Source organism: Enterobacter sp. J49, from assembly GCF_002148625.1.
Lineage (GTDB): Bacteria > Pseudomonadota > Gammaproteobacteria > Enterobacterales > Enterobacteriaceae > Enterobacter > Enterobacter ludwigii.
The window spans coordinates 323,247-341,725 of record NZ_MWPY01000033.1 but is presented as its reverse complement, the minus strand read 5'-3'; the positions used below and the strand labels follow the sequence as shown (position 1 = coordinate 341,725).

20 protein-coding genes are annotated in these 18,479 nt (G+C 54.3%); 13 read left to right on the top strand and 7 right to left on the bottom strand.

The features are described 5' to 3' along the window. Positions 1 to 78 precede the first annotated feature (78 nt). The 3 genes from BJP35_RS14515 to BJP35_RS14505 are packed head-to-tail and all read left to right on the top strand — an operon-like array spanning position 79 to position 3,211. On the top strand, positions 79 to 315 hold the full coding sequence (locus BJP35_RS14515) for a DUF1656 domain-containing protein (RefSeq protein ID WP_020884333.1): 237 nt from the start codon (positions 79 to 81) through the stop codon (positions 313 to 315). Between the two features lie 2 nt (positions 316 to 317). Beyond that, positions 318 to 1,178: an HlyD family secretion protein gene (locus BJP35_RS14510; protein ID WP_040017309.1), complete on the top strand. Its 861-nt coding sequence runs from the start codon at positions 318 to 320 to the stop codon at positions 1,176 to 1,178. Continuing rightward, a complete protein-coding gene (locus tag BJP35_RS14505; protein ID WP_047744552.1) occupies positions 1,178 to 3,211 on the top strand; it encodes an FUSC family protein in 2,034 nt (677 codons plus the stop codon). Before BJP35_RS14510 ends, BJP35_RS14505 begins: the two co-directional genes overlap by 1 nt. Here the strand turns inward: BJP35_RS14505 and sodC are convergent. The 3 genes from sodC to BJP35_RS14490 form a co-directional block, all read right to left on the bottom strand. Further along, positions 3,190 to 3,708 carry a superoxide dismutase [Cu-Zn] SodC gene (gene sodC / locus BJP35_RS14500; RefSeq protein ID WP_020884336.1) on the bottom strand — a complete coding sequence of 173 codons (519 nt, stop codon included), beginning with the start codon at positions 3,706 to 3,708 and terminating at the stop codon, positions 3,190 to 3,192. The genes BJP35_RS14505 and sodC overlap by 22 nt on opposite strands. Positions 3,709 to 3,787: 79 nt before the next feature. After that, positions 3,788 to 4,684 (bottom strand): aldo/keto reductase family oxidoreductase, encoded by an 897-nt coding sequence (locus BJP35_RS14495; RefSeq protein WP_014169781.1) that lies wholly within the window; start codon positions 4,682 to 4,684, stop codon positions 3,788 to 3,790. 48 nt (positions 4,685 to 4,732) lie between these two features. Beyond that, positions 4,733 to 4,972 carry a DUF1289 domain-containing protein gene (locus tag BJP35_RS14490; RefSeq protein ID WP_020884337.1) on the bottom strand — a complete coding sequence of 80 codons (240 nt, stop codon included), beginning with the start codon at positions 4,970 to 4,972 and terminating at the stop codon, positions 4,733 to 4,735. A 149-nt stretch (positions 4,973 to 5,121) separates the two neighbouring features. On the opposite strand from BJP35_RS14490, the gene eptA reads away from it, so the two are divergent. From eptA to rnt, 5 genes are all read left to right on the top strand, one after another. Beyond that, positions 5,122 to 6,747 carry a phosphoethanolamine transferase EptA gene (gene eptA / locus BJP35_RS14485; protein ID WP_047744551.1) on the top strand — a complete coding sequence of 542 codons (1,626 nt, stop codon included), beginning with the start codon at positions 5,122 to 5,124 and terminating at the stop codon, positions 6,745 to 6,747. 41 nt (positions 6,748 to 6,788) lie between these two features. Then, a complete protein-coding gene (locus BJP35_RS14480; RefSeq protein WP_014169778.1) occupies positions 6,789 to 7,388 on the top strand; it encodes a TetR/AcrR family transcriptional regulator in 600 nt (199 codons plus the stop codon). 53 nt (positions 7,389 to 7,441) lie between these two features. Then, positions 7,442 to 8,539, top strand: coding sequence for an alkene reductase (locus tag BJP35_RS14475; protein WP_020884339.1), 1,098 nt, complete (start codon positions 7,442 to 7,444; stop codon positions 8,537 to 8,539). 100 nt (positions 8,540 to 8,639) lie between these two features. After that, positions 8,640 to 9,047 carry a lactoylglutathione lyase gene (gene gloA, locus BJP35_RS14470; RefSeq protein ID WP_020884340.1) on the top strand — a complete coding sequence of 136 codons (408 nt, stop codon included), beginning with the start codon at positions 8,640 to 8,642 and terminating at the stop codon, positions 9,045 to 9,047. 96 nt (positions 9,048 to 9,143) lie between these two features. After that, complete coding sequence (gene rnt / locus BJP35_RS14465) at positions 9,144 to 9,794, top strand: ribonuclease T (protein WP_047744550.1); 651 nt, start codon at positions 9,144 to 9,146, stop codon at positions 9,792 to 9,794. 45 nt (positions 9,795 to 9,839) lie between these two features. Here the strand turns inward: rnt and grxD are convergent, their stop codons facing one another. Continuing rightward, complete coding sequence (gene grxD / locus BJP35_RS14460; RefSeq protein WP_003832760.1) at positions 9,840 to 10,187, bottom strand: monothiol glutaredoxin 4; 348 nt, start codon at positions 10,185 to 10,187, stop codon at positions 9,840 to 9,842. 339 nt (positions 10,188 to 10,526) lie between these two features. Between grxD and BJP35_RS14455 the strand changes: the two genes are divergently transcribed. Then, positions 10,527 to 11,300: a C40 family peptidase gene (locus tag BJP35_RS14455; RefSeq protein ID WP_014169773.1), complete on the top strand. Its 774-nt coding sequence runs from the start codon at positions 10,527 to 10,529 to the stop codon at positions 11,298 to 11,300. A gap of 122 nt (positions 11,301 to 11,422) precedes the next feature. Beyond that, entirely contained in the window at positions 11,423 to 12,004 is a 582-nt protein-coding gene (sodB, locus tag BJP35_RS14450) for a superoxide dismutase [Fe] (protein ID WP_086463349.1), read from the top strand. A gap of 38 nt (positions 12,005 to 12,042) precedes the next feature. Here the strand turns inward: sodB and BJP35_RS14445 are convergent, their stop codons facing one another. Then, complete coding sequence (locus BJP35_RS14445; protein ID WP_014169771.1) at positions 12,043 to 13,209, bottom strand: MFS transporter; 1,167 nt, start codon at positions 13,207 to 13,209, stop codon at positions 12,043 to 12,045. Between the two features lie 163 nt (positions 13,210 to 13,372). Then, positions 13,373 to 13,462: a YnhF family membrane protein gene (locus BJP35_RS14440; RefSeq protein WP_032670423.1), complete on the bottom strand. Its 90-nt coding sequence runs from the start codon at positions 13,460 to 13,462 to the stop codon at positions 13,373 to 13,375. A gap of 297 nt (positions 13,463 to 13,759) precedes the next feature. Between BJP35_RS14440 and purR the strand changes: the two genes are divergently transcribed. After that, the gene (purR, locus tag BJP35_RS14430; protein ID WP_014169769.1) at positions 13,760 to 14,785 is read left to right on the top strand and encodes an HTH-type transcriptional repressor PurR; all 1,026 of its coding nucleotides are present in this window, start codon (positions 13,760 to 13,762) and stop codon (positions 14,783 to 14,785) included. A gap of 16 nt (positions 14,786 to 14,801) precedes the next feature. Here the strand turns inward: purR and punR are convergent, their stop codons facing one another. Next, positions 14,802 to 15,713 (bottom strand): DNA-binding transcriptional activator PunR, encoded by a 912-nt coding sequence (gene punR, locus BJP35_RS14425; protein WP_025204357.1) that lies wholly within the window; start codon positions 15,711 to 15,713, stop codon positions 14,802 to 14,804. Positions 15,714 to 15,828: 115 nt separating this feature from the next. Here punR and punC point away from each other — a divergent pair, with 115 nt between their 5' ends. Both punC and cfa read left to right on the top strand, forming a co-directional pair. Further along, positions 15,829 to 17,028 carry a purine nucleoside transporter PunC gene (punC, locus tag BJP35_RS14420; RefSeq protein WP_047744548.1) on the top strand — a complete coding sequence of 400 codons (1,200 nt, stop codon included), beginning with the start codon at positions 15,829 to 15,831 and terminating at the stop codon, positions 17,026 to 17,028. Between the two features lie 299 nt (positions 17,029 to 17,327). Next, positions 17,328 to 18,476, top strand: a complete 1,149-nt coding sequence (gene cfa, locus BJP35_RS14415; RefSeq protein WP_014169766.1) for a cyclopropane fatty acyl phospholipid synthase — start codon at positions 17,328 to 17,330, stop codon at positions 18,474 to 18,476. The last annotated feature ends 3 nt before the right edge of the window (positions 18,477 to 18,479 follow it).

Here is an 18,479-nt window from a genome sequence, read left to right as displayed (position 1 = left end):
CTTACACTGAATTGTGATGTTCCATCAGATTAAGACTCGCCCTCGCGGCATTTTGTTCACTGCAAAGGATCTCTGCCCGTGACGTTTTTTCAAAGCTCCGTGGGACTCCCCCTTCAGGACCTGATTTTCGGTGCGTCAGTCTACTTTCCGCCCTTGTTTAAGGCCGTCCTGGTCGGCTTTATGATTTGGCTCATAGCCCATCGCCTGCTTCGCGACTGGATGTACTCCGGCGAGATTTGGCACCCCATGTTAATGGATCTCTCCCTGTTTGCCCTTTCCGTATGCCTGGGCCTAGCTGTCTTGATTGTGTGGTGAATATGCCCCTGAAAACGCTGAAGTACTTTTCCACGCTGATTGTTCTTGCTCTGGCCCTGGTTGCCGGGTGGTGGCTCTGGAATTTTTATATGCAGTCACCCTGGACACGTGACGGCAAAGTGCGGGCTGAGCAGGTCAGCATTACCCCACAGGTTTCGGGCAGCATTACGACGCTTGTCGTGAAAGATAACCAGTACGTTAAAAAGGGTGACGTGTTATTCCGTATCGACGACACCCCCTATCATATTGCGATCCTTAACGCCCAGGCACAGCTGGCGAAGGCCCAGTCTGATTTAGCAAAAGCCAATAACGAAGCCAATCGCCGCCGGCATTTGTCGCGCAACTATATTTCCGCAGAAGATTTAGATACTGCCAATATCAACGTTAAGGCCATGCAGGCGAGCGTGAACGTCGCGGAGGCTACGCTCAAACAGGCGCAGTGGGAGCTGACACAAACCGTTATTACCGCGCCAGTCGATGGATGGATCACCAACCTGTCAGCCCGCGTGGGGAATTATGCCACCGCCGGGCAACCCGTTTTCGCCCTTGTCGACAGCCACTCGTTCTATGTGGTGGGTTATTTTGAAGAGACCAAGCTTCGCCATATTCGCGAAGGGTCTCCCGCTACCATTACGCTTTACAGCGGTTCGCAGAGGTTACAGGGTCACGTCTCCAGCATTGGCCGCGCCATTTACGATCAGAGTGTTGAAATGGATTCAGGCCTGGTACCGGACATCAAACCGAACGTGCCGTGGGTACGTCTGGCCCAGCGCGTACCGGTTCGTGTGGAGTTTGACCATTTACCGCAGGGCATAACGCTGGTCTCCGGCACAACCTGCACCGTCGCCATCGGGACCCGTTGATGAACCTGCAGGCCTTCTCCTGGCGAAATACGCCGTGGATGAAAGCGACACGTCCGCAGTGGCGCTATGCGCTGCGTAATGGCATTGCGATGTGTCTGGCGCTGACTGTCGCCTATTACCTCAACCTTGATCAGCCCTACTGGGCAATGACCTCTGCCGCGGTGGTGAGTTTCCCCACCGTCGGCGGGGTGATCAGCAAAAGTCTTGGACGTATTGCCGGCAGCCTGTTGGGTGCCACCGCAGCGTTAATCATTGCAGGTCATACGCTGAACGATCCGTGGCTTTTTTTGTTGAGCATGGCGATATGGCTGGGCTTTTGTACCTGGGCCTGCGCGCACTTTACGAATAACGTTGCCTATGCCTTCCAGCTGGCTGGCTATACCGCCGCCATTATCGCCTTTCCGGTGGTGAATGTGCTCGATACCACCGAGCTGTGGGACATCGCCCAGGCGCGCGTCTGTGAAGTGATTGTCGGTATTCTGAGCGGCGGTTTCATGATGATGATACTGCCGAGCACCTCCGATGGCACCGCGCTTATTACCGCCCTGAAGACCATGCATACCCGTTTACTGGAGCACGCAAGCCTGCTCTGGCAACCGGATACCAACGACGACATCCGTCTTGCGCACGAAAAGGTGATCGGCCAGATCCTGACCATGAATCTGTTACGCATTCAGGCCTTCTGGAGCCACTATCGCTTTCGTCGTCAGAACACCCTGCTGAACTATCTGTTGCATCAGCAGTTGCGTATGACCAGTTCAATCTCCAGCCTGCGCCGGATGCTGCTCAACTGGCCCACGCCCCCTGCACATACGCGCGCCGTGATTGAAACGCTGCTCGCGGCGCTTGCACGCCCGGATGCCGACATCTACACCGTCGCGAAGATTATCGCCCCGCTCGCGCCAGTAGATGAGTACGATTACCGTCACCGCGCCTTCTGGCAGCGTCTCAACTATTTTTGCCGGTTGTATCTGCGCAGCAGCCGCTGGATTAACGCCGTGGAAAATGCCACCCCGGTCACCGAGTTCGCTGTCCCCGGTAGCCCGGCGCTGGCACGACACACAGACTCGATGGAGGCACTGTGGAGTGGTTTTCGTACCTTTTGCGCGCTCACGCTGGTTGGCGCGTGGAGTATCACCACCCAGTGGGAGTCAGGCCCTGCGGCCCTGACGCTTGCTGCTATCAGCTGCGTGCTGTACTCCGTCGCCGCGTCACCGTTCAACTCCCTCACGCTGCTGCTACGCACCCTGGTGCTGCTTTCGCTGTTTAGTTTTGCCGTGAAGTTTGGGTTGATGGTGCAGATAAGCGACCTGTGGCAGTTCCTTCTGTTCCTGTTCCCGCTGTTAACCACCATGCAGTTGCTGAAGCTGCAAATGCCCAAACTCGCGGGGCTGTGGGGACAGCTGATTGTATTTATGGGCTCGTTTATCTCCGTCACTAACCCGCCGGTTTATGACTACGCCGATTTTCTCAATGATAATCTGGCGAAGATCCTTGGCGTTGGGCTGGCGTGGCTGGCATTTGCGGTGTTACGTCCGGGTTCAGATGCGCGCAAGAGTCGCCGGCATATCCGCGAGTTACGCAGAGGTTTTGTCGACCAGTTGAGTCGAAAACCGCATTTACGTGAAAGTGAGTATGAATCGCTGGTCTATCATTATGTCAGCCAGCTCAATAACAGCCAGGACTCCCTTTCGCGCCGCTGGCTGTTGCGCTGGGGCGTGGTGCTGTTGAACTGCTCTCACGTGGTCTGGCAACTTAGGGCATGGGAAACACGGTCCGACCCGCTGTCGCAGGTTCGTGATGTCTGCATCACCCTGCTACGCGATGTCATGAGCGAACGCGGTGTCCAGCAGCGTCCACTGGAAACCACGCTTGCCGAACTTCAGCGAATTTGCGATACCCTTGCGCACCACCACTCGCCTGCAGCACGAGAATTAGCCTCGATAATCTGGCGCCTGCACTGCTCGCTGTCGCAGCTGGAACAGGCACCGGCTCCGGGTACAATTGGGGATCACATCACCCCGCAGGCATAGCGAGCCCCGCCACCGCCAAGCGGTTTTGGCTGATCGGACATATTGTCGCCGCCGACATGGATCATCAGCGCCTTGCCTTTCACTTCATCCAGCTTTTTCAGCCGCGGCGCGACGACGGGATCCGTGGCTTTGCCGTCGTTATTCACCACCAGCACCGGCAAATCGCCCAGATGTCCCATACCGTCAGGACCTTCATGTTTACCGGTATGTTGTGGGTCGAGGTGGCCGCCTGCCGCCTCCGCAGCCGAGGCTTTACCCTCTTTTAATGCGGGCTGACAGCTACCGTTGGCATGGACATGGAAACCATGTTCGCCAGGAGGAAGGGCTTTGAGATTGGGCGCGAATTCCAGTCCCTTGTCGGTTTCAGTGATTTTCACCGTGCCGATGGACTGACCTACACCCTGAGAGGTGACGAGATTCATTTCCACTTCATCACTGGCCGCCTGCGCACCTGCACAGACCACCAGCGTGACGAGAGCCAGAGTAAAACGCTTCATATGACCTCCACGGGTTGTTTTTTGCCCCTTAAGTTTATACCAGGGGCAAAGATTTCACCGGAAAGTCACGTTTTACCGGTTACGGGACGTCGTAACCCAGCGCCGCTTTGCGGATGCGGAACCACTGCTGACGGGTCATCTGCAACTCTTCCGCGGCAATGGCGGCGCGTACGCGTTCAATTTTGCCCGAGCCAATGATTGGCAGTGGTTTTGACGGCAGACGCAGGATCCACGCGTACACCACCTGTTCGATGCTTCCGGCATTCAGTTCGCGGGCAATGGTCTCAAGCTCAGTGCGCAGCGGCTGGAATTCATCATCATTAAACAGACGTCCGCCGCCCAGACACGACCACGCCATCGGTCGGATACGCAATTGCTGAAGCTGATCGAGCGTGCCATCCAGCAGCAGCGGCTGATGAACCGGAGAAATTTCAACCTGGTTGGTGGCCAGGGTAAACGGCAGACGAGACTGCAGCAGCGCAAACTGTGCAGGGGTAAAGTTTGATACGCCGAAATGACGCACTTTGCCGCTTTGATGCAGATTCAGAAACGCTTCGGCCACCTCATCGGCATCCATCAACGGATCGGGGCGGTGGATCAGCAACAGATCGATATGATCGGTCGCCAGGTTAACCAGCGACTGTTCGGCGCTCTTAATGATATGCGCGCTGTCGGTAATGTAATGGCCGAGGGCATGCTCCGGTTTTGCCGTCGTGGCAATCCCGCATTTGGTGACGATCTCCATGCGTTCGCGTAACGCAGGAACCAGTTTGAGTGCCTCGCCGAACGCGGCTTCACACTGATAGCCACCGTAAATATCAGCGTGATCGACCGTGGTGATCCCTAAGTCGAGATGCTCTTCAATAAAGCTTGCCAGCTGGAGGGGGGACATATTCCAGTCCATCAGGCGCCAGTAGCCCATCACAAAGCGGGAGAATTCTGGCCCCTGGGGGGCAAGGGTAATTCGCTGAACCATAACATTTTCCTCAAGGACGTGATGTCATGAGTATACGCAATTACCGTGTTAAAACAGTGAAGGTTGCTGGGGTTCTTCGGTGTCACCGGCTTTGTTTGCGCGTATTTTGCGCAGAAGTCGCTGTCGACAGAGACGGAGCACCTCCTGTTTCTGCGTGTCGCTGAAGTGTTGCCAGTTAAAACGCTCATCGCGCGTGCGCATGCAGCCACGGCAATATCCGCGTTCATCCACCTGACAAATACCCCGGCACGGGCTCTGGATGGGGAAAAACTCCAGTTGCTCTGCCACACTCACCTCCCGATAACGACTATCACCTACAGTGAAGACGCTAAACGTCCCGCGTGCAAGGGCTTTACCACAGTTTTGTGGCATTAAGGTTTCACTAATCTTCGTTCTCTATACTCGCCCCATCATTAAAATTGCAGGTTTTCTGATCGATGTGGCCAATCAAAAAGTTACAATGTAACGATATAAAATTTACTCTGGGCTGTGCACTTTTCTTTACCGTATTAAACGCGCTGTTTATTCAGCGTAGCTGGGCAATTATCGCGCCCGCGCATATCCATGACGTCCTCTTTGCCGCGTCCGTTCCACTGGTGCTGTTTTGCGGCTGGGTCATTGTTTTTAGTCTGCTTAATATCCCGTTTATCCGTAAGCCGCTGCTGATTGTCTTGACCGTCGGATGCGCCGCCGCGACCTACTTTATGTATACCTACGGCGCGGTTATCGATCAGAACATGATTGTTAACGTGTTCGAAACCAACTCTCAGGAAGCCACCGCCCTGGTGACGCCGCAGATGATCCTGTGGATTGTCGTTGCCGGTCTTGTTCCGTCCGTGGTGCTGGCCATGATCCGCATTCGCACCGGGAAATGGTGGTACGCCCTGCTGACCCGTTTTGCCGCAATGCTCGGCGCCCTGCTGGTTATCATCCTCATCGCCGCCCTGTTTTATAAAGACTACGCGTCGCTGTTTCGCAATAACAAAAGCATCGTCAAAATGGTGACCCCCGCTAACTATGTCAGCGCAATGGTCAAATACAGCAAAATGCGCTGGTTTGCAGGCGATCAAACGCTGGTCCGGATCGGTGAAGATGCCCATAAAGGGCCGCTGATTGCAGGCCAACAAAAGAAAACCGTTCTGGTGCTGGTCATCGGCGAAGCGTCACGCGCCGCGAACTACTCGTTGAATGGCTACGGGCGTGAAACAAACCCCGAGCTGAAAAAGCAGGATGTGATTAACTTCCCGCAGGCCTCCTCCTGCGGCACCGAAACAGCCGTTTCCGTGCCCTGCATGTTCTCCGGTATGACGCGCAGTAAATACGATGCCGACCTGGCCCATCACCAGGAAGGGTTGCTGGACGTGCTCGCCCATGCGGGGATCAATATGCTGTGGCGTGACAATGATGGCGGTTGTAAAGGCGCCTGCGATCGCGTTCCCCATACCGACATGACCCAGTGGAAACTCGATCAGTTCTGCAAAGACAACTCCTGCATTGACGATGTGAACTTCACCCGTCTGGACAATGTCCTGGATGGCCTGAAGCAGGACTCCGTACTGGTCATCCACCTGATGGGCAGCCACGGCCCGGCATACTATCGCCGTTATCCGGATAATTTCCGCAAATTTACGCCAACCTGCGATACCAATGAAATTCAGGATTGCGATCACCAGGCGCTGATGAATACCTATGACAATACCATCCTGTATACCGACAGCATGGTCAGCAAAACCATCGATGCCCTGAAAGCGCGTCAGGCGAGCATGAATACCGCCCTGATTTACCTTTCGGATCACGGGGAGTCGCTGGGCGAAAGCGGGATTTATCTGCACGGCACGCCGTATCTGCTGGCACCAGAGCAACAAACGCACATACCGTTTATGTTCTGGTTATCACCAGACTATGCGAAAAATTTCGGCGTCAACGCGCAGTGTTTACGTGACCATGCAGCAAAAAATGCGGTTTCGCAGGACAATTTGTTCTCTACCGTATTGGGTATGATGGACATTAAATCAAAGGTTTATCAACAACAGCTGGATATTCTGAACGCATGTCGCCACTGAACACGCTTGCAATAGACCGAACGGTCTATTAGAGTGCGGCCATGAGCAGAAATACAGAACACGATACCCGAGAACATTTACTGGCGACCGGCGAGCGACTTTGCATGCATCGCGGGTTCACCGGTATGGGGTTGAGCGAGTTATTAAAAACCGCTGAGGTACCGAAGGGGTCGTTTTATCACTACTTCCGGTCCAAAGAGGCGTTTGGCGTGGCAATGCTGGAGCGGCACTATGCCAGCTACCATCAGCGCCTGGCAGCGCACTTTGCCACGGGCGAAGGTAATTATCGCGATCGTGTTCTGCACTTCTATCAGGAAACGCTGAACCAGTTCTGTCAGCAGGGCATCATCAGCGGTTGCCTGACGGTAAAACTTTCTGCCGAAGTGTGCGATCTTTCAGAAGATATGCGCACAGCAATGGATAAAGGGGCCCGCGGGGTTATCGCCCTCATGGCACAGGCGCTGGAGAAAGGCCGCGATGAAAAAACGCTGACTTTTCCCGGCGAACCTTTAACCCAGGCGCAGGTTTTATACGCCCTCTGGTTAGGCGCGAACCTGCAGGCCAAGATTTCACGCAGTGCGGTGCCGCTTGAAAGCGCACTGGCACATGTAAAAAGCAGCATTACTACGCCTCGCGTATAGCAGGCGTTTTTATTTACGCAATTACTAGACGACTGGTCTACTCAGGAGCCTTTATGTCCGCTGAAAAATTATTTACCCCCTTGAAAGTGGGTGCCGTTACCGCGCCAAACCGTGTGTTCATGGCCCCGCTTACCCGTCTGCGCAGCATTGAGCCGGGTGATATCCCTACCCCGTTGATGGGTGAATATTACCGTCAGCGCGCAAGCTCTGGCCTGATCATCACCGAGGCCACTCAGATTTCTGCTCAGGCTAAGGGTTACGCTGGCGCACCAGGTCTGCACAGCCCGGAACAGATTGCCGCGTGGAAAAAAATCACGGCTGGCGTTCACGCTGAAGAGGGTCGTATTGCCGTCCAGCTGTGGCATACCGGTCGTATCTCTCACAGCAGCATCCAGCCTGGCGGTCAGGCACCGGTTTCCGCCTCTGCCCTGAGCGCGAACACCCGCACCTCGCTGCGTGATGAAAACGGCAATGCGATCCGCGTTGATACGTCTATGCCGCGCGCTCTTGAACTGGACGAGATCCCGGGAATTGTTAACGATTTCCGCCAGGCCGTGGCGAATGCGCGTGAAGCCGGGTTCGACCTGGTTGAACTGCACTCCGCGCATGGCTATCTGCTGCACCAGTTCCTGTCACCGTCCTCTAACCATCGTACCGACCAGTACGGCGGCAGCGTCGAAAACCGTGCGCGCCTGGTGCTGGAAGTGGTGGATGCCGTATGTCAGGAGTGGAGCCCGGACCGCATTGGTATCCGCGTTTCCCCGATTGGTTCTTTCCAGAACGTTGATAACGGCCCGGACGAAGAAGCGGATGCCCTTTATCTGATTGAAGAGCTGGCAAAACGGGGTATCGCGTATCTGCATATGTCCGAGCCAGACTGGGCCGGTGGTCAGCCTTACACTGAAGCCTTCCGTCAGAAAGTACGCGAACGCTTCCACGGTGTGATCATCGGTGCAGGTGCATATACCCCTGAGAAAGCTGAAGATCTGATTAGCAAAGGTTTGATCGACGCCGTTGCATTTGGTCGCGATTTTATCGCTAACCCTGATCTGGTCGCCCGTCTGCAGCAGAAAGCCGCGCTGAACCCTCAGCGTCCGGAAAGCTTCTACGGCGGCGGCGCTGAAGGTTATACCGACTACCCTACCCTGTAATCTCTTCATTGCTCATTGATAGCGGCGACCTTTCGCCGCTATACTAAAACATCGTTTCTGTTCAAATAGATATTCTATTCCATTGGTTAATGAGGAAATTATGCGCCTACTTCACACCATGCTGCGCGTTGGCGATCTGCAACGTTCTGTCGATTTCTACACTAACGTACTGGGTATGAAACTGCTGCGCACCAGCGAAAACCCGGAATATAAATACTCGCTGGCGTTTGTGGGTTACGGCCCGGAAACGGACGAAGCGGTCATCGAACTGACCTACAACTGGGGCGTGGACAGCTATGAGCTGGGCACCGCTTATGGTCATATCGCGCTGGAAGTGGACAACGCAGCCGAAGCCTGTGAACGTATTCGCAGCAACGGCGGTAACGTGACGCGTGAAGCTGGCCCGGTCAAAGGCGGCACCACGGTGATCGCGTTTGTTGAAGATCCGGACGGCTACAAAATCGAGCTGATTGAAGCCAAAGACGCTGGTCGCGGTCTGGGCAACTGATCCCGCAGGGCGCAACATGCGCCCGTACTTTTACTGCATCCCCATCCAAAATTTGCCATAATGCGCACTGCTTTTTTCCCCATGTAAGAGACCCTGATGTCCGATAACGCTCAATTTAGCGGTCTGTGCGACCGTTTTCGTGGTTTTTATCCTGTTGTGATCGATGTTGAAACAGCCGGATTTAACGCTAAAACCGATGCGCTGCTTGAAATTGCCGCCATCACGCTGAAGATGGATGAACAGGGATGGCTTACACCGGACACCACGCTGCATTTCCACGTTGAACCGTTTGAAGGGGCCAACTTACAGCCCGAGGCGCTGGCCTTTAACGGCATCGATCCGCATAACCCGCTGCGTGGTGCGGTAAGTGAATATGACGCGCTGCACGCCATTTTTAAAATGGTGCGTAAAGGTATGAAAGAGAGCAACTGCAGCCGCGCCATTATGGTGGCGCATAACGCCACGTTCGATCACACCTTTACCATGGCCGCTGCCGAGCGCGCGTCGCTCAAGCGTAACCCTTTCCACCCGTTTGTGACCTTCGATACCGCGGCACTGAGCGGTCTGGCGTTGGGACAAACGGTATTATCAAAGGCCTGTATTACGGCAGGCATTGAGTTTGACGGTACGCAGGCGCATTCCGCGCTTTATGACACCGAGCGGACGGCGGAGCTGTTTTGCGAAATTGTGAACCGCTGGAAGCGTCTGGGCGGCTGGCCACTGCTGATGGGTGACAGTGAAGAATAAAAAAAAGCGACCTCATGAGGTCGCTTTTTTGTCTTCGCAGATAACTTACTCCGCGTCTGGCTCTTCCGTTTTGTACTTCGCAGCCGTTTCTTTGATCAGCTGCTGCAGTTCACCGCGCTGATACATTTCGATCAGGATATCGCAACCGCCGACCAGCTCACCGTCTACCCACAGCTGTGGGAACGTCGGCCAGTTAGCGTATTTAGGCAGCTCAGCGCGGATGTCCGGGTTCTGCAGGATATCAACGTAAGCAAAACGCTCACCACAGGCAGACAGCGCCTGAACCGCTTGCGCGGAGAAGCCACAGCTTGGCAGCTTCGGAGAACCTTTCATATACAGCAGAATCGGGTTTTCAGCGATCTGGCGCTGGATTTTTTCAATAGTGGTGCTCATGTCTTGCTTCCTTTAACTTCTGTTACGGCATTCGTCTGTCATTGTAGCGGTTCAGACTGCCATCGGAAAATAACATTTTTGTCACGTCTTTCTTATTTTACCGCGAGTGATGAAAAGTTGCATTGCAAATGGTGTTTAACCCTGCGGCACTCAGGGTTTTGTTTAGGGAGTGAACAATAGTGCGACAGATTGATGAATTTTTTTGCACTTGCTAACGAAACAGGATTGTAGATTGAAAAATGCTATTAACTTATCGGGTTTTTATAGATTAGAATCGACGGGCTTTGTAAATCATTCGCAGGTATTATTGATGACCTGCATTTATCAGGGGACTGCCCAGTGGCGCGGATAAATAAAATCTCGATCACGCTCTGTGCTTTACTGTTTACAACACTCACTTTCACGCCAGTGGCGAACGCCTCTCAACAGGCGCGGCACTCTGCTGTACAAAAAACGCATCTGGCCAAAACCACAGACCGTAAGAAAAAAACCACCAGCAAGAACGACAAGAAAAAGACCACCACCCAGACTAAAAAGACCGCCTCCAGCAAGACGAAAACAAAACCTTCCCGCACTGCCCACGCAACCAAAAGCAAAGCCTCGCAAACTGCAGCTAATCTCGTGACGGAAAAATGCATCCCCCGCAAAGGTCATAAAGCGAAATGCACGAAGGTCACGAAAATAGCGGAAGTGCATAAGGTTCGCGTGCAGAAAGCGCAAAAAACGGCGTTGAATAAACTGATGGGGCAGATCGGCAAACCCTATCGCTGGGGCGGCAGCTCACCGCGTACCGGTTTCGACTGCAGCGGCCTCGTCTATTACGCCTACAAAGATCTGGTGAAGTTCCGAATTCCACGTACCGCCAATGAGATGTATCACCTGCGCGACGCGTCACCGGTCAACCGCGGTGAACTGGAGAATGGCGATCTCGTCTTCTTCCGCACTCAGGGGCGCGGCACGGCTGACCACGTTGGCGTATATGTAGGCAACGGGAAATTTATCCAGTCCCCACGTAGCGGCCAGGACATCCAGATAACCTCTCTCAGTGAAGACTACTGGGTACGTCACTATGTCGGCGCACGCCGCGTGATGACGCCAAAAACCATTCGCTAACCCCTGCCCTGCCACCGCCGTGGCAGGGTAAGTTCCTCTTTTGCATACCCTTTCAATTTGCTATTCTGTCCCTGTTGTCTGTGTGGTTATTGGCAACATAAAAAACAATAAGGAGAGAAGCAATGTCGTTCGAATTACCTGCACTACCATATGCAAAAGACGCCCTGGTCCCGCACATTTCTGCGGAAACCCTGGAGTATCACTACGGCAAACATCACCAGACGTACGTCACCAATCTGAACAACCTGATCAAGGGCACCGATTTTGAAGGCAAAACGCTGGAAGAGATCGTCCGCAGTTCAGAGGGCGGTGTCTTTAACAATGCCGCTCAGGTGTGGAACCACACCTTCTACTGGCACTGCCTGGCACCGAATGCAGGCGGCGAACCTACGGGTGAACTGGCTGGCGCGATTAACGCGGCATTTGGCAGCTTTGCTGATTTTAAAGCGAAGTTTACGGATGCTGCAGTCAAGAACTTCGGTTCTGGCTGGACGTGGCTGGTGAAAGATGCGGATGGCAAACTGGCTATCGTTTCCACCTCGAACGCGGGTACGCCACTGACCACCAGCGCAACGCCGCTGATGACCGTGGACGTCTGGGAACACGCTTATTACATTGATTACCGTAACGCGCGTCCGAACTACCTGGAGCACTTCTGGGCACTGGTTAACTGGGCGTTTGTGGCGAAGAACTTCGCCGCGTAAGAGACACGCAGAAGGGGTTGCCCTTCTGCGTTTTTTAATTATTCAGCAGCGCACGCTGCTTCCGGCTGTTTACGGCCAGACATCATCACTAACAGCAGGCCGAGTGCGGCAATTATCGCCCCCATCACCGGCACAAAGCTGTATCCCAGGCCGCCAGAAATGACGGCACCACCGGCAGCGGCACCGAGCGCATTGCCAAGGTTAAACGCGCCAATATTGACCGACGACGAGAGACCCGGTGCCTCATGGGCAACGCGCATCACGCGCATCTGCAGCGGCGGAACCACGGCAAAGGTCGCAGCCCCCCAGACAACCATCGCCATCGCCGCCCCGACTTCATTACGCGCCAGCCACGGAATGGCGATCATGATGACAATCAGCAGCGTTAAAAAGCCTTTCAGCGTCCCGCTCACGGAACGATCGGCGAATTTCCCGCCGAGATAGTTGCCTATAGAGAACCCGACACCAATCAGCACCAGCATCGCGGTCACAAAGAGAGGCGTCGCGTGGGTGATATCGTGCAACACCGGTGAAATATAGGTGTACAGGGTAAACATGGCGCCCGCCCCCAGTACGGTGGTCAACAGCGCGGAGAGCACCTGCGGGCGCATCAGTACCGACAGCTCTTTGCGGACGTCAGGACGTTCACCAGCGCTGCCTTTCGGCAAGGAGAAGTACAACGCCACCATGGCGATAACACCCAGCACGGCCGTCGCCAGGAACGACATGCGCCAGCCGATCGCCTCACCCAGCCAGGTTGCGGCAGGTACACCGCCAATGTTGGCAATCGTCAGACCCATAAACATGGTTGCCACGGCACTCGCCTGCTTGTGTTTTGGTACCACGCTTGCGGCCACAACCGATCCCAGCCCAAAGAACGCGCCGTGGTTAAGGCTGGTCAGAATGCGGGACAACATCAGGGTGGTGTAATCCGGAGCAATGGCGGAGAGCACGTTGCCCAGCGTAAATATCGCCATCAGGAAAATCAGCGCATTGCGGCGCGCGCGGTGTGAAAGCAGAAGCGTCATGAGCGGTGCCCCCACCATCACGCCAATGGCGTAGGCGCTGATGAGCATCCCGGCCGCCGGGATAGAAACATCCACGCCCCGGGCGATAACAGGCAGTAACCCCATCGGGGAGAATTCAGTGGTGCCAATCCCAAAAGCGCCAATCGCCAGGGCAAGCAGGGGAAAATTGATTTTCATGCGTCAACTCCGGATGCCGTGTCATGTCGTGACACAGAACAAAGAAGCCGAAAGCATGACATCAATCACAAAAAATGAGAAGTTAACAAATTGGCAAAAGATTTTTGCCGCAGGCGTAACAATCAGGAAAACTGAGAGGGAGAGAGCTCTCCCTCCGTGTAAATCAGTGCAATGCAGCCGTCAGACCCGCCGCAACAATCAGAGCCAGTACAATAACGGTGGTCACCAGCGAAAACTTCAGATCGTAGCTCATCAATTTTTCTCCTTTTAATCTCCCCACGAAAAGTGAGCCTGCTCATTTTTACACAGTTTAGTTCAAAAATCTTCCTGGATTTAAACTGATAACCACTTTAGCTCTTCCCCTTTTCATCAAGATAGGACAAAATTCCACGCTAAATTTATTAGCGTACCGGCCATTGACCCCCTCCTGACGTCCTGTGTCGTTTTCCCGGCGTGCCGCAATTCAAGATTGCGTGATAAGGGTGAGAGAAGGCAAACGTTTACCTTCAAGTTTTTCAGGAGTTTAGGATATGGTCTGGAGTGACATTTAATGGCAACAATTAAAGACGTAGCAAAACGCGCAAACGTTTCCACTACAACCGTATCACATGTAATTAACAAAACCCGCTTTGTGGCGGAAGAGACGCGCAACGCCGTCTGGGCGGCAATCAAAGAATTACACTATTCACCGAGTGCGGTGGCGCGCAGCCTCAAAGTTAATCACACCAAATCCATTGGTTTGCTGGCAACCAGCAGTGAAGCGGCCTATTTTGCCGAGATCATTGAAGCAGTCGAGAAAAACTGCTTCCAGAAAGGCTATACCCTGATTCTGGGCAACGCGTGGAACAGCATTGAAAAACAGCGCGCTTATCTCTCCATGATGGCGCAAAAGCGTGTGGATGGCCTGCTGGTGATGTGTTCAGAGTATCCGGAGTCTGTGCTTTCCATGCTGGAAGAGTACCGCCATATTCCTATGGTGGTCATGGACTGGGGCGAAGCACGTGCAGACTTCACCGACTCCGTCATCGATAACGCGTTTGAAGGCGGCTATATGGCAGGCCGTTATCTGATTGAACGCGGTCACCGCGAGATTGGTGTGATCCCGGGTCCACTGGAGCGCAACACCGGTGCCGGACGTCTGGCCGGGTTTATGAAAGCAATGGAAGAGGCGCTGATTACCGTGCCGGAAAACTGGATCGTGCAGGGTGACTTTGAACCTGAATCCGGTTATCGCGCAATGCAGCAGATTGTCTCCCAGTCGCATCGCCCGACAGCCGTTTTCTGTGGCGGTGACATTATGGCGATGGGTGCTCTCTGTGCCGCCGATGAACTGGGTTTGCGCGTGCCGCAGGACATTTCCGTGATCGGGTATGACAACGTGCGCAACGCGCGCTTCTTTACCCCGGCGCTGACCACCATCCACCAGCCAAAAGACTCGCTGGGTGAAACGGCCTTCAATATGCTGATGGACAGGATCGTCAACAAGCGTGAAGAGTCTCAGTCCATTGAAGTTCACCCGCGTCTTATCGAACGCCGTTCCGTTGCGGATGGTCCGTTCCGCGACTATCGTCGTTAATCTTTTACGGGGCCAGTTATACTGGCTCCCGTAGCCATTCCCGGTTAAGCGTCTCACTGTCTCCCAGGTAATCCAGCAGCCAGGCCATTGCGGGCGACACATCATTTTGTTGCCAGGTGAGGCAACAGGCCGCATCCGGAAAAGGATTTTCCAGCGTCAGTTCAACCCATTCACCGGTATCGATTCGGGGCCGTGCAAAATGGCCAGGGACCATGGCAACGCACAGCCCTGCGCTGAGGCATGTTGCTGAGGATTCCCAGTCCGGCGCAACCACCCGTCGCTGGTTATCCAGCAGCCAGGTAATGCGTTTGGGCAACGAACGCGAGGTATCTTCCAGCACCAGCGAGGGCCAGTTACGGAGCGTTTCGTCGCTGAGCGGCCCGTCCAGGTCAGCCAGCGGATGATCGCTTGCCACCACACATTTCCAGCTGAGCATGCCCATGTCGCGAAAGGCAAAGCGTCCCCCAACCGGGATCGCCTGCGTGGCACCGATCGCCATCTCTGCCCTGCCATCCGCCAGCGCATCCCAGACGCCGTTAAACACTTCCTGGGATACCCGCAATTCGACATCCGAGAAATGGCGATAGAAATCGACAATCATTTGCCGGGTACGTTCCGGTTTTACGATGTTATCCACGGCAATGGAAAGATGTCCTCGCCAGCCGTTAGCGATCTGCTGACACTGTTCGCGGGTGATCTGCATTTTTTTGATAACAGAACGCCCTTCTTTCAAAAACCATGCCCCGGCGGGCGTTAATTCCACATCACGGTGACGCCGTTCAAACAGCGGAACGGCCAGCCATTCCTCAAGCTGACGCACCGTATAGCTGATTGCTGAGGGGACGCGGTGCAACTCCTGCGCTGCACCGCTAAAGCTTCCGTTGCGCGCAACAGCATCGACCACTTCAAGAGAATAATCTGACCACATTTTCTGCCTGCAAAAATTTTGAATGCACTCGCCAAATATTAGCGTTTCACAAGCTGCTTTGCACTCCCTACACTCTGCGCAAACATAGACCTGCCTCCCTCAGGAGAAAAAAACAATGCAACCCAGGAAAGGATTTTTAGTCTGGCTCGGTGGTTTAAGCGTGCTGGGCTTTTTAGCCACTGATATGTACCTGCCCGCCTTCGCCGCAATGCAGGAAGATTTACAGACCCCGGCGGCAGCCATCAGCGCCAGCTTGAGCGTATTCCTCGCGGGCTTTGCCTTCGCGCAGCTGCTCTGGGGGCCGCTCTCTGACCGCTTTGGCCGTAAACCGGTGCTGTTGCTGGGGCTGGCTATCTTTGCCGTCGGCTGTCTGGGAATGTTATGGGTACGCGATGCAACCTGGCTGCTGGTGCTACGCTTCGTGCAGGCCGTTGGCGTCTGTGCTGCCGCGGTGACCTGGCAGGCGCTGGTCACCGACTACTATCCGGCCAACCGTACAAACCGCATTTTCGCCACCATTATGCCGCTGGTAGGGCTTTCGCCTGCCCTCGCCCCGCTGCTCGGGAGCTGGATCCTGGCGCATTTCGACTGGCAGGCCATTTTCGCTACGCTGTTTGCCATCACGCTGGTCCTGATGATCCCGGCATTCACACTCAAGGCGGCACATAAGAAAGAGACGCCTGCTGACACAACACCGGTGACCTTCACCTCTCTGCTGAGCACCAAAGCGTACCGCGGTAATGTCCTGATTTATGCCGCCTGCTCGGCGAGTTTCTTCGCGTGGCTGACCGGTTCGCCGTTCATTCTTCACGATATGGGTTACAGCCCGGCCGCCATCGGTCTGAGCTATGTCCCGCAGACCATCGCGTTTCTGGTCGGGGGCTATGGCTGTCGCGCGGCGCTGCAAAAATGGGAAGGTCAGCAGATGCTGCCCTGGCTGCTGGTGCTCTACGCGCTGAGCGTGATCGCCACCTGGGCTGTGGGCTTTATCCCGGGCGCAGGTCTGGCAGAAATTCTGATTCCATTCTGCGTGATGGCCGTGGCGAACGGTGCGATTTACCCTATCGTGGTAGCCCAGGCGTTACGTCCGTTCCCACAGGCAACAGGTCGTGCGGCCGCGCTTCAGAATACCCTGCAGCTGGGTCTGTGCTTCCTGGCAAGCCTGGTGGTCTCTACGCTGATTGCCACGCCGCTCCTGACCACCACCAGCGTCATGCTGGTTACGGTTGCGCTGGCCCTTCTGGGATACCGTATGCAGTCTGCGGCACAACGTGAGCAGGATGACCGCGCAGAGGTGAAAACCTCGCATGCATAATCGCGCCAGAAATTATGTTAAATATCAGTGATTAGGTTGCTAAGAATTTTCTATTGAATCACCAAATTTTGAGGCCTATACTAAATTTGGTTCGATTAAATACGATAAATATTAAGTGTTAACGGGAGCCGGAGCGCTCCCGTTTTACCATGGAAGGCATTTCGGCAAGGGTTATCTCCCTTCCTCTGTTCTACGTCGGATACTAGCCTCACGGGGAAATACCGTGAGATTTCTCACAAACCATAAAAAGCGTCTACGCTGTTTGAAGGTTCTGATCACAGTAAGGTGATGGAGAAGCTATGAGTTCATCGTGTATAGAAGAAGTCAGCGTTCCGGACGATAACTGGTCCCGGATCGTCAGTGAACTGTTAGGTCGTGCAGGCATCACTATTAATGGATCTTCGCCATCCGATCCACAGGTTAAGCATCCCGACTTTTTTAAACGCGTATTGCGGGAGGGATCGTTAGGCCTGGGGGAAAGTTATATGGACGGCTGGTGGGAGTGTGAACGGCTGGATATGTTTTTCTCCAGCGTGTTACGCGCCGGTCTGGAAAACCAGCTCCCCCGCAATCTGAAAGATACGTTACGTGTCGCCTCCGCCCGGCTGTTTAATCTGCAAAGCAAAAAACGGGCGTGGATCGTCGGCAAGGAGCATTACGACCTCGGTAATGACCTGTTCAGCCGCATGCTCGATCCTTTCATGCAATATTCCTGCGCCTACTGGAAAGAGGCCTCAACCCTTGAAGAAGCACAGCAGGCTAAGCTGCGTCTGATTTGTGAAAAACTGCAGCTACAGCCGGGCATGCGTGTGCTGGATATCGGTTGTGGATGGGGTGGTCTGGCCTATTTTATGGCGAAGCATTATGGTGCCAGCGTGGTCGGTGTGACCATTTCAGCTGAACAGCAAAAAATGGCACGGGAGCGCTGCCAGGGCCTTGATGTGGATATTCGCCTTCAGGATTATCGCGACCTGAACGAGCAGTTTGATCGCATAGTCTCCGTCGGCATGTTCGAACACGTGGGGCCGAAAAACTATGACACCTACTTCAGCGTGGTGGACCGTAACTTGAAACCTGACGGCATCTTCCTGCTGCACACCATTGGTTCTAAGCGCACCGACAATAACGTCGATCCGTGGATCAACAAATACATCTTTCCGAATGGCTGTTTGCCGTCCGTTCGCCAGATTGCTAACGCCAGTGAACCTCATTTCATTATGGAAGACTGGCATAACTTTGGCGCGGATTATGACACCACGTTGATGGCATGGCATTCACGTTTCCAGGAAGCCTGGCCAGAAATTGCGGACAACTATTCTGAACGGTTTAAACGGATGTTCAGCTATTATCTCAATGCCTGCGCAGGCGCCTTTCGCGCGCGTGATATTCAACTTTGGCAGGTTGTTTTCAGCCGAGGGATAGAACACGGTTTGCGGGTCGCACGCTAAAAA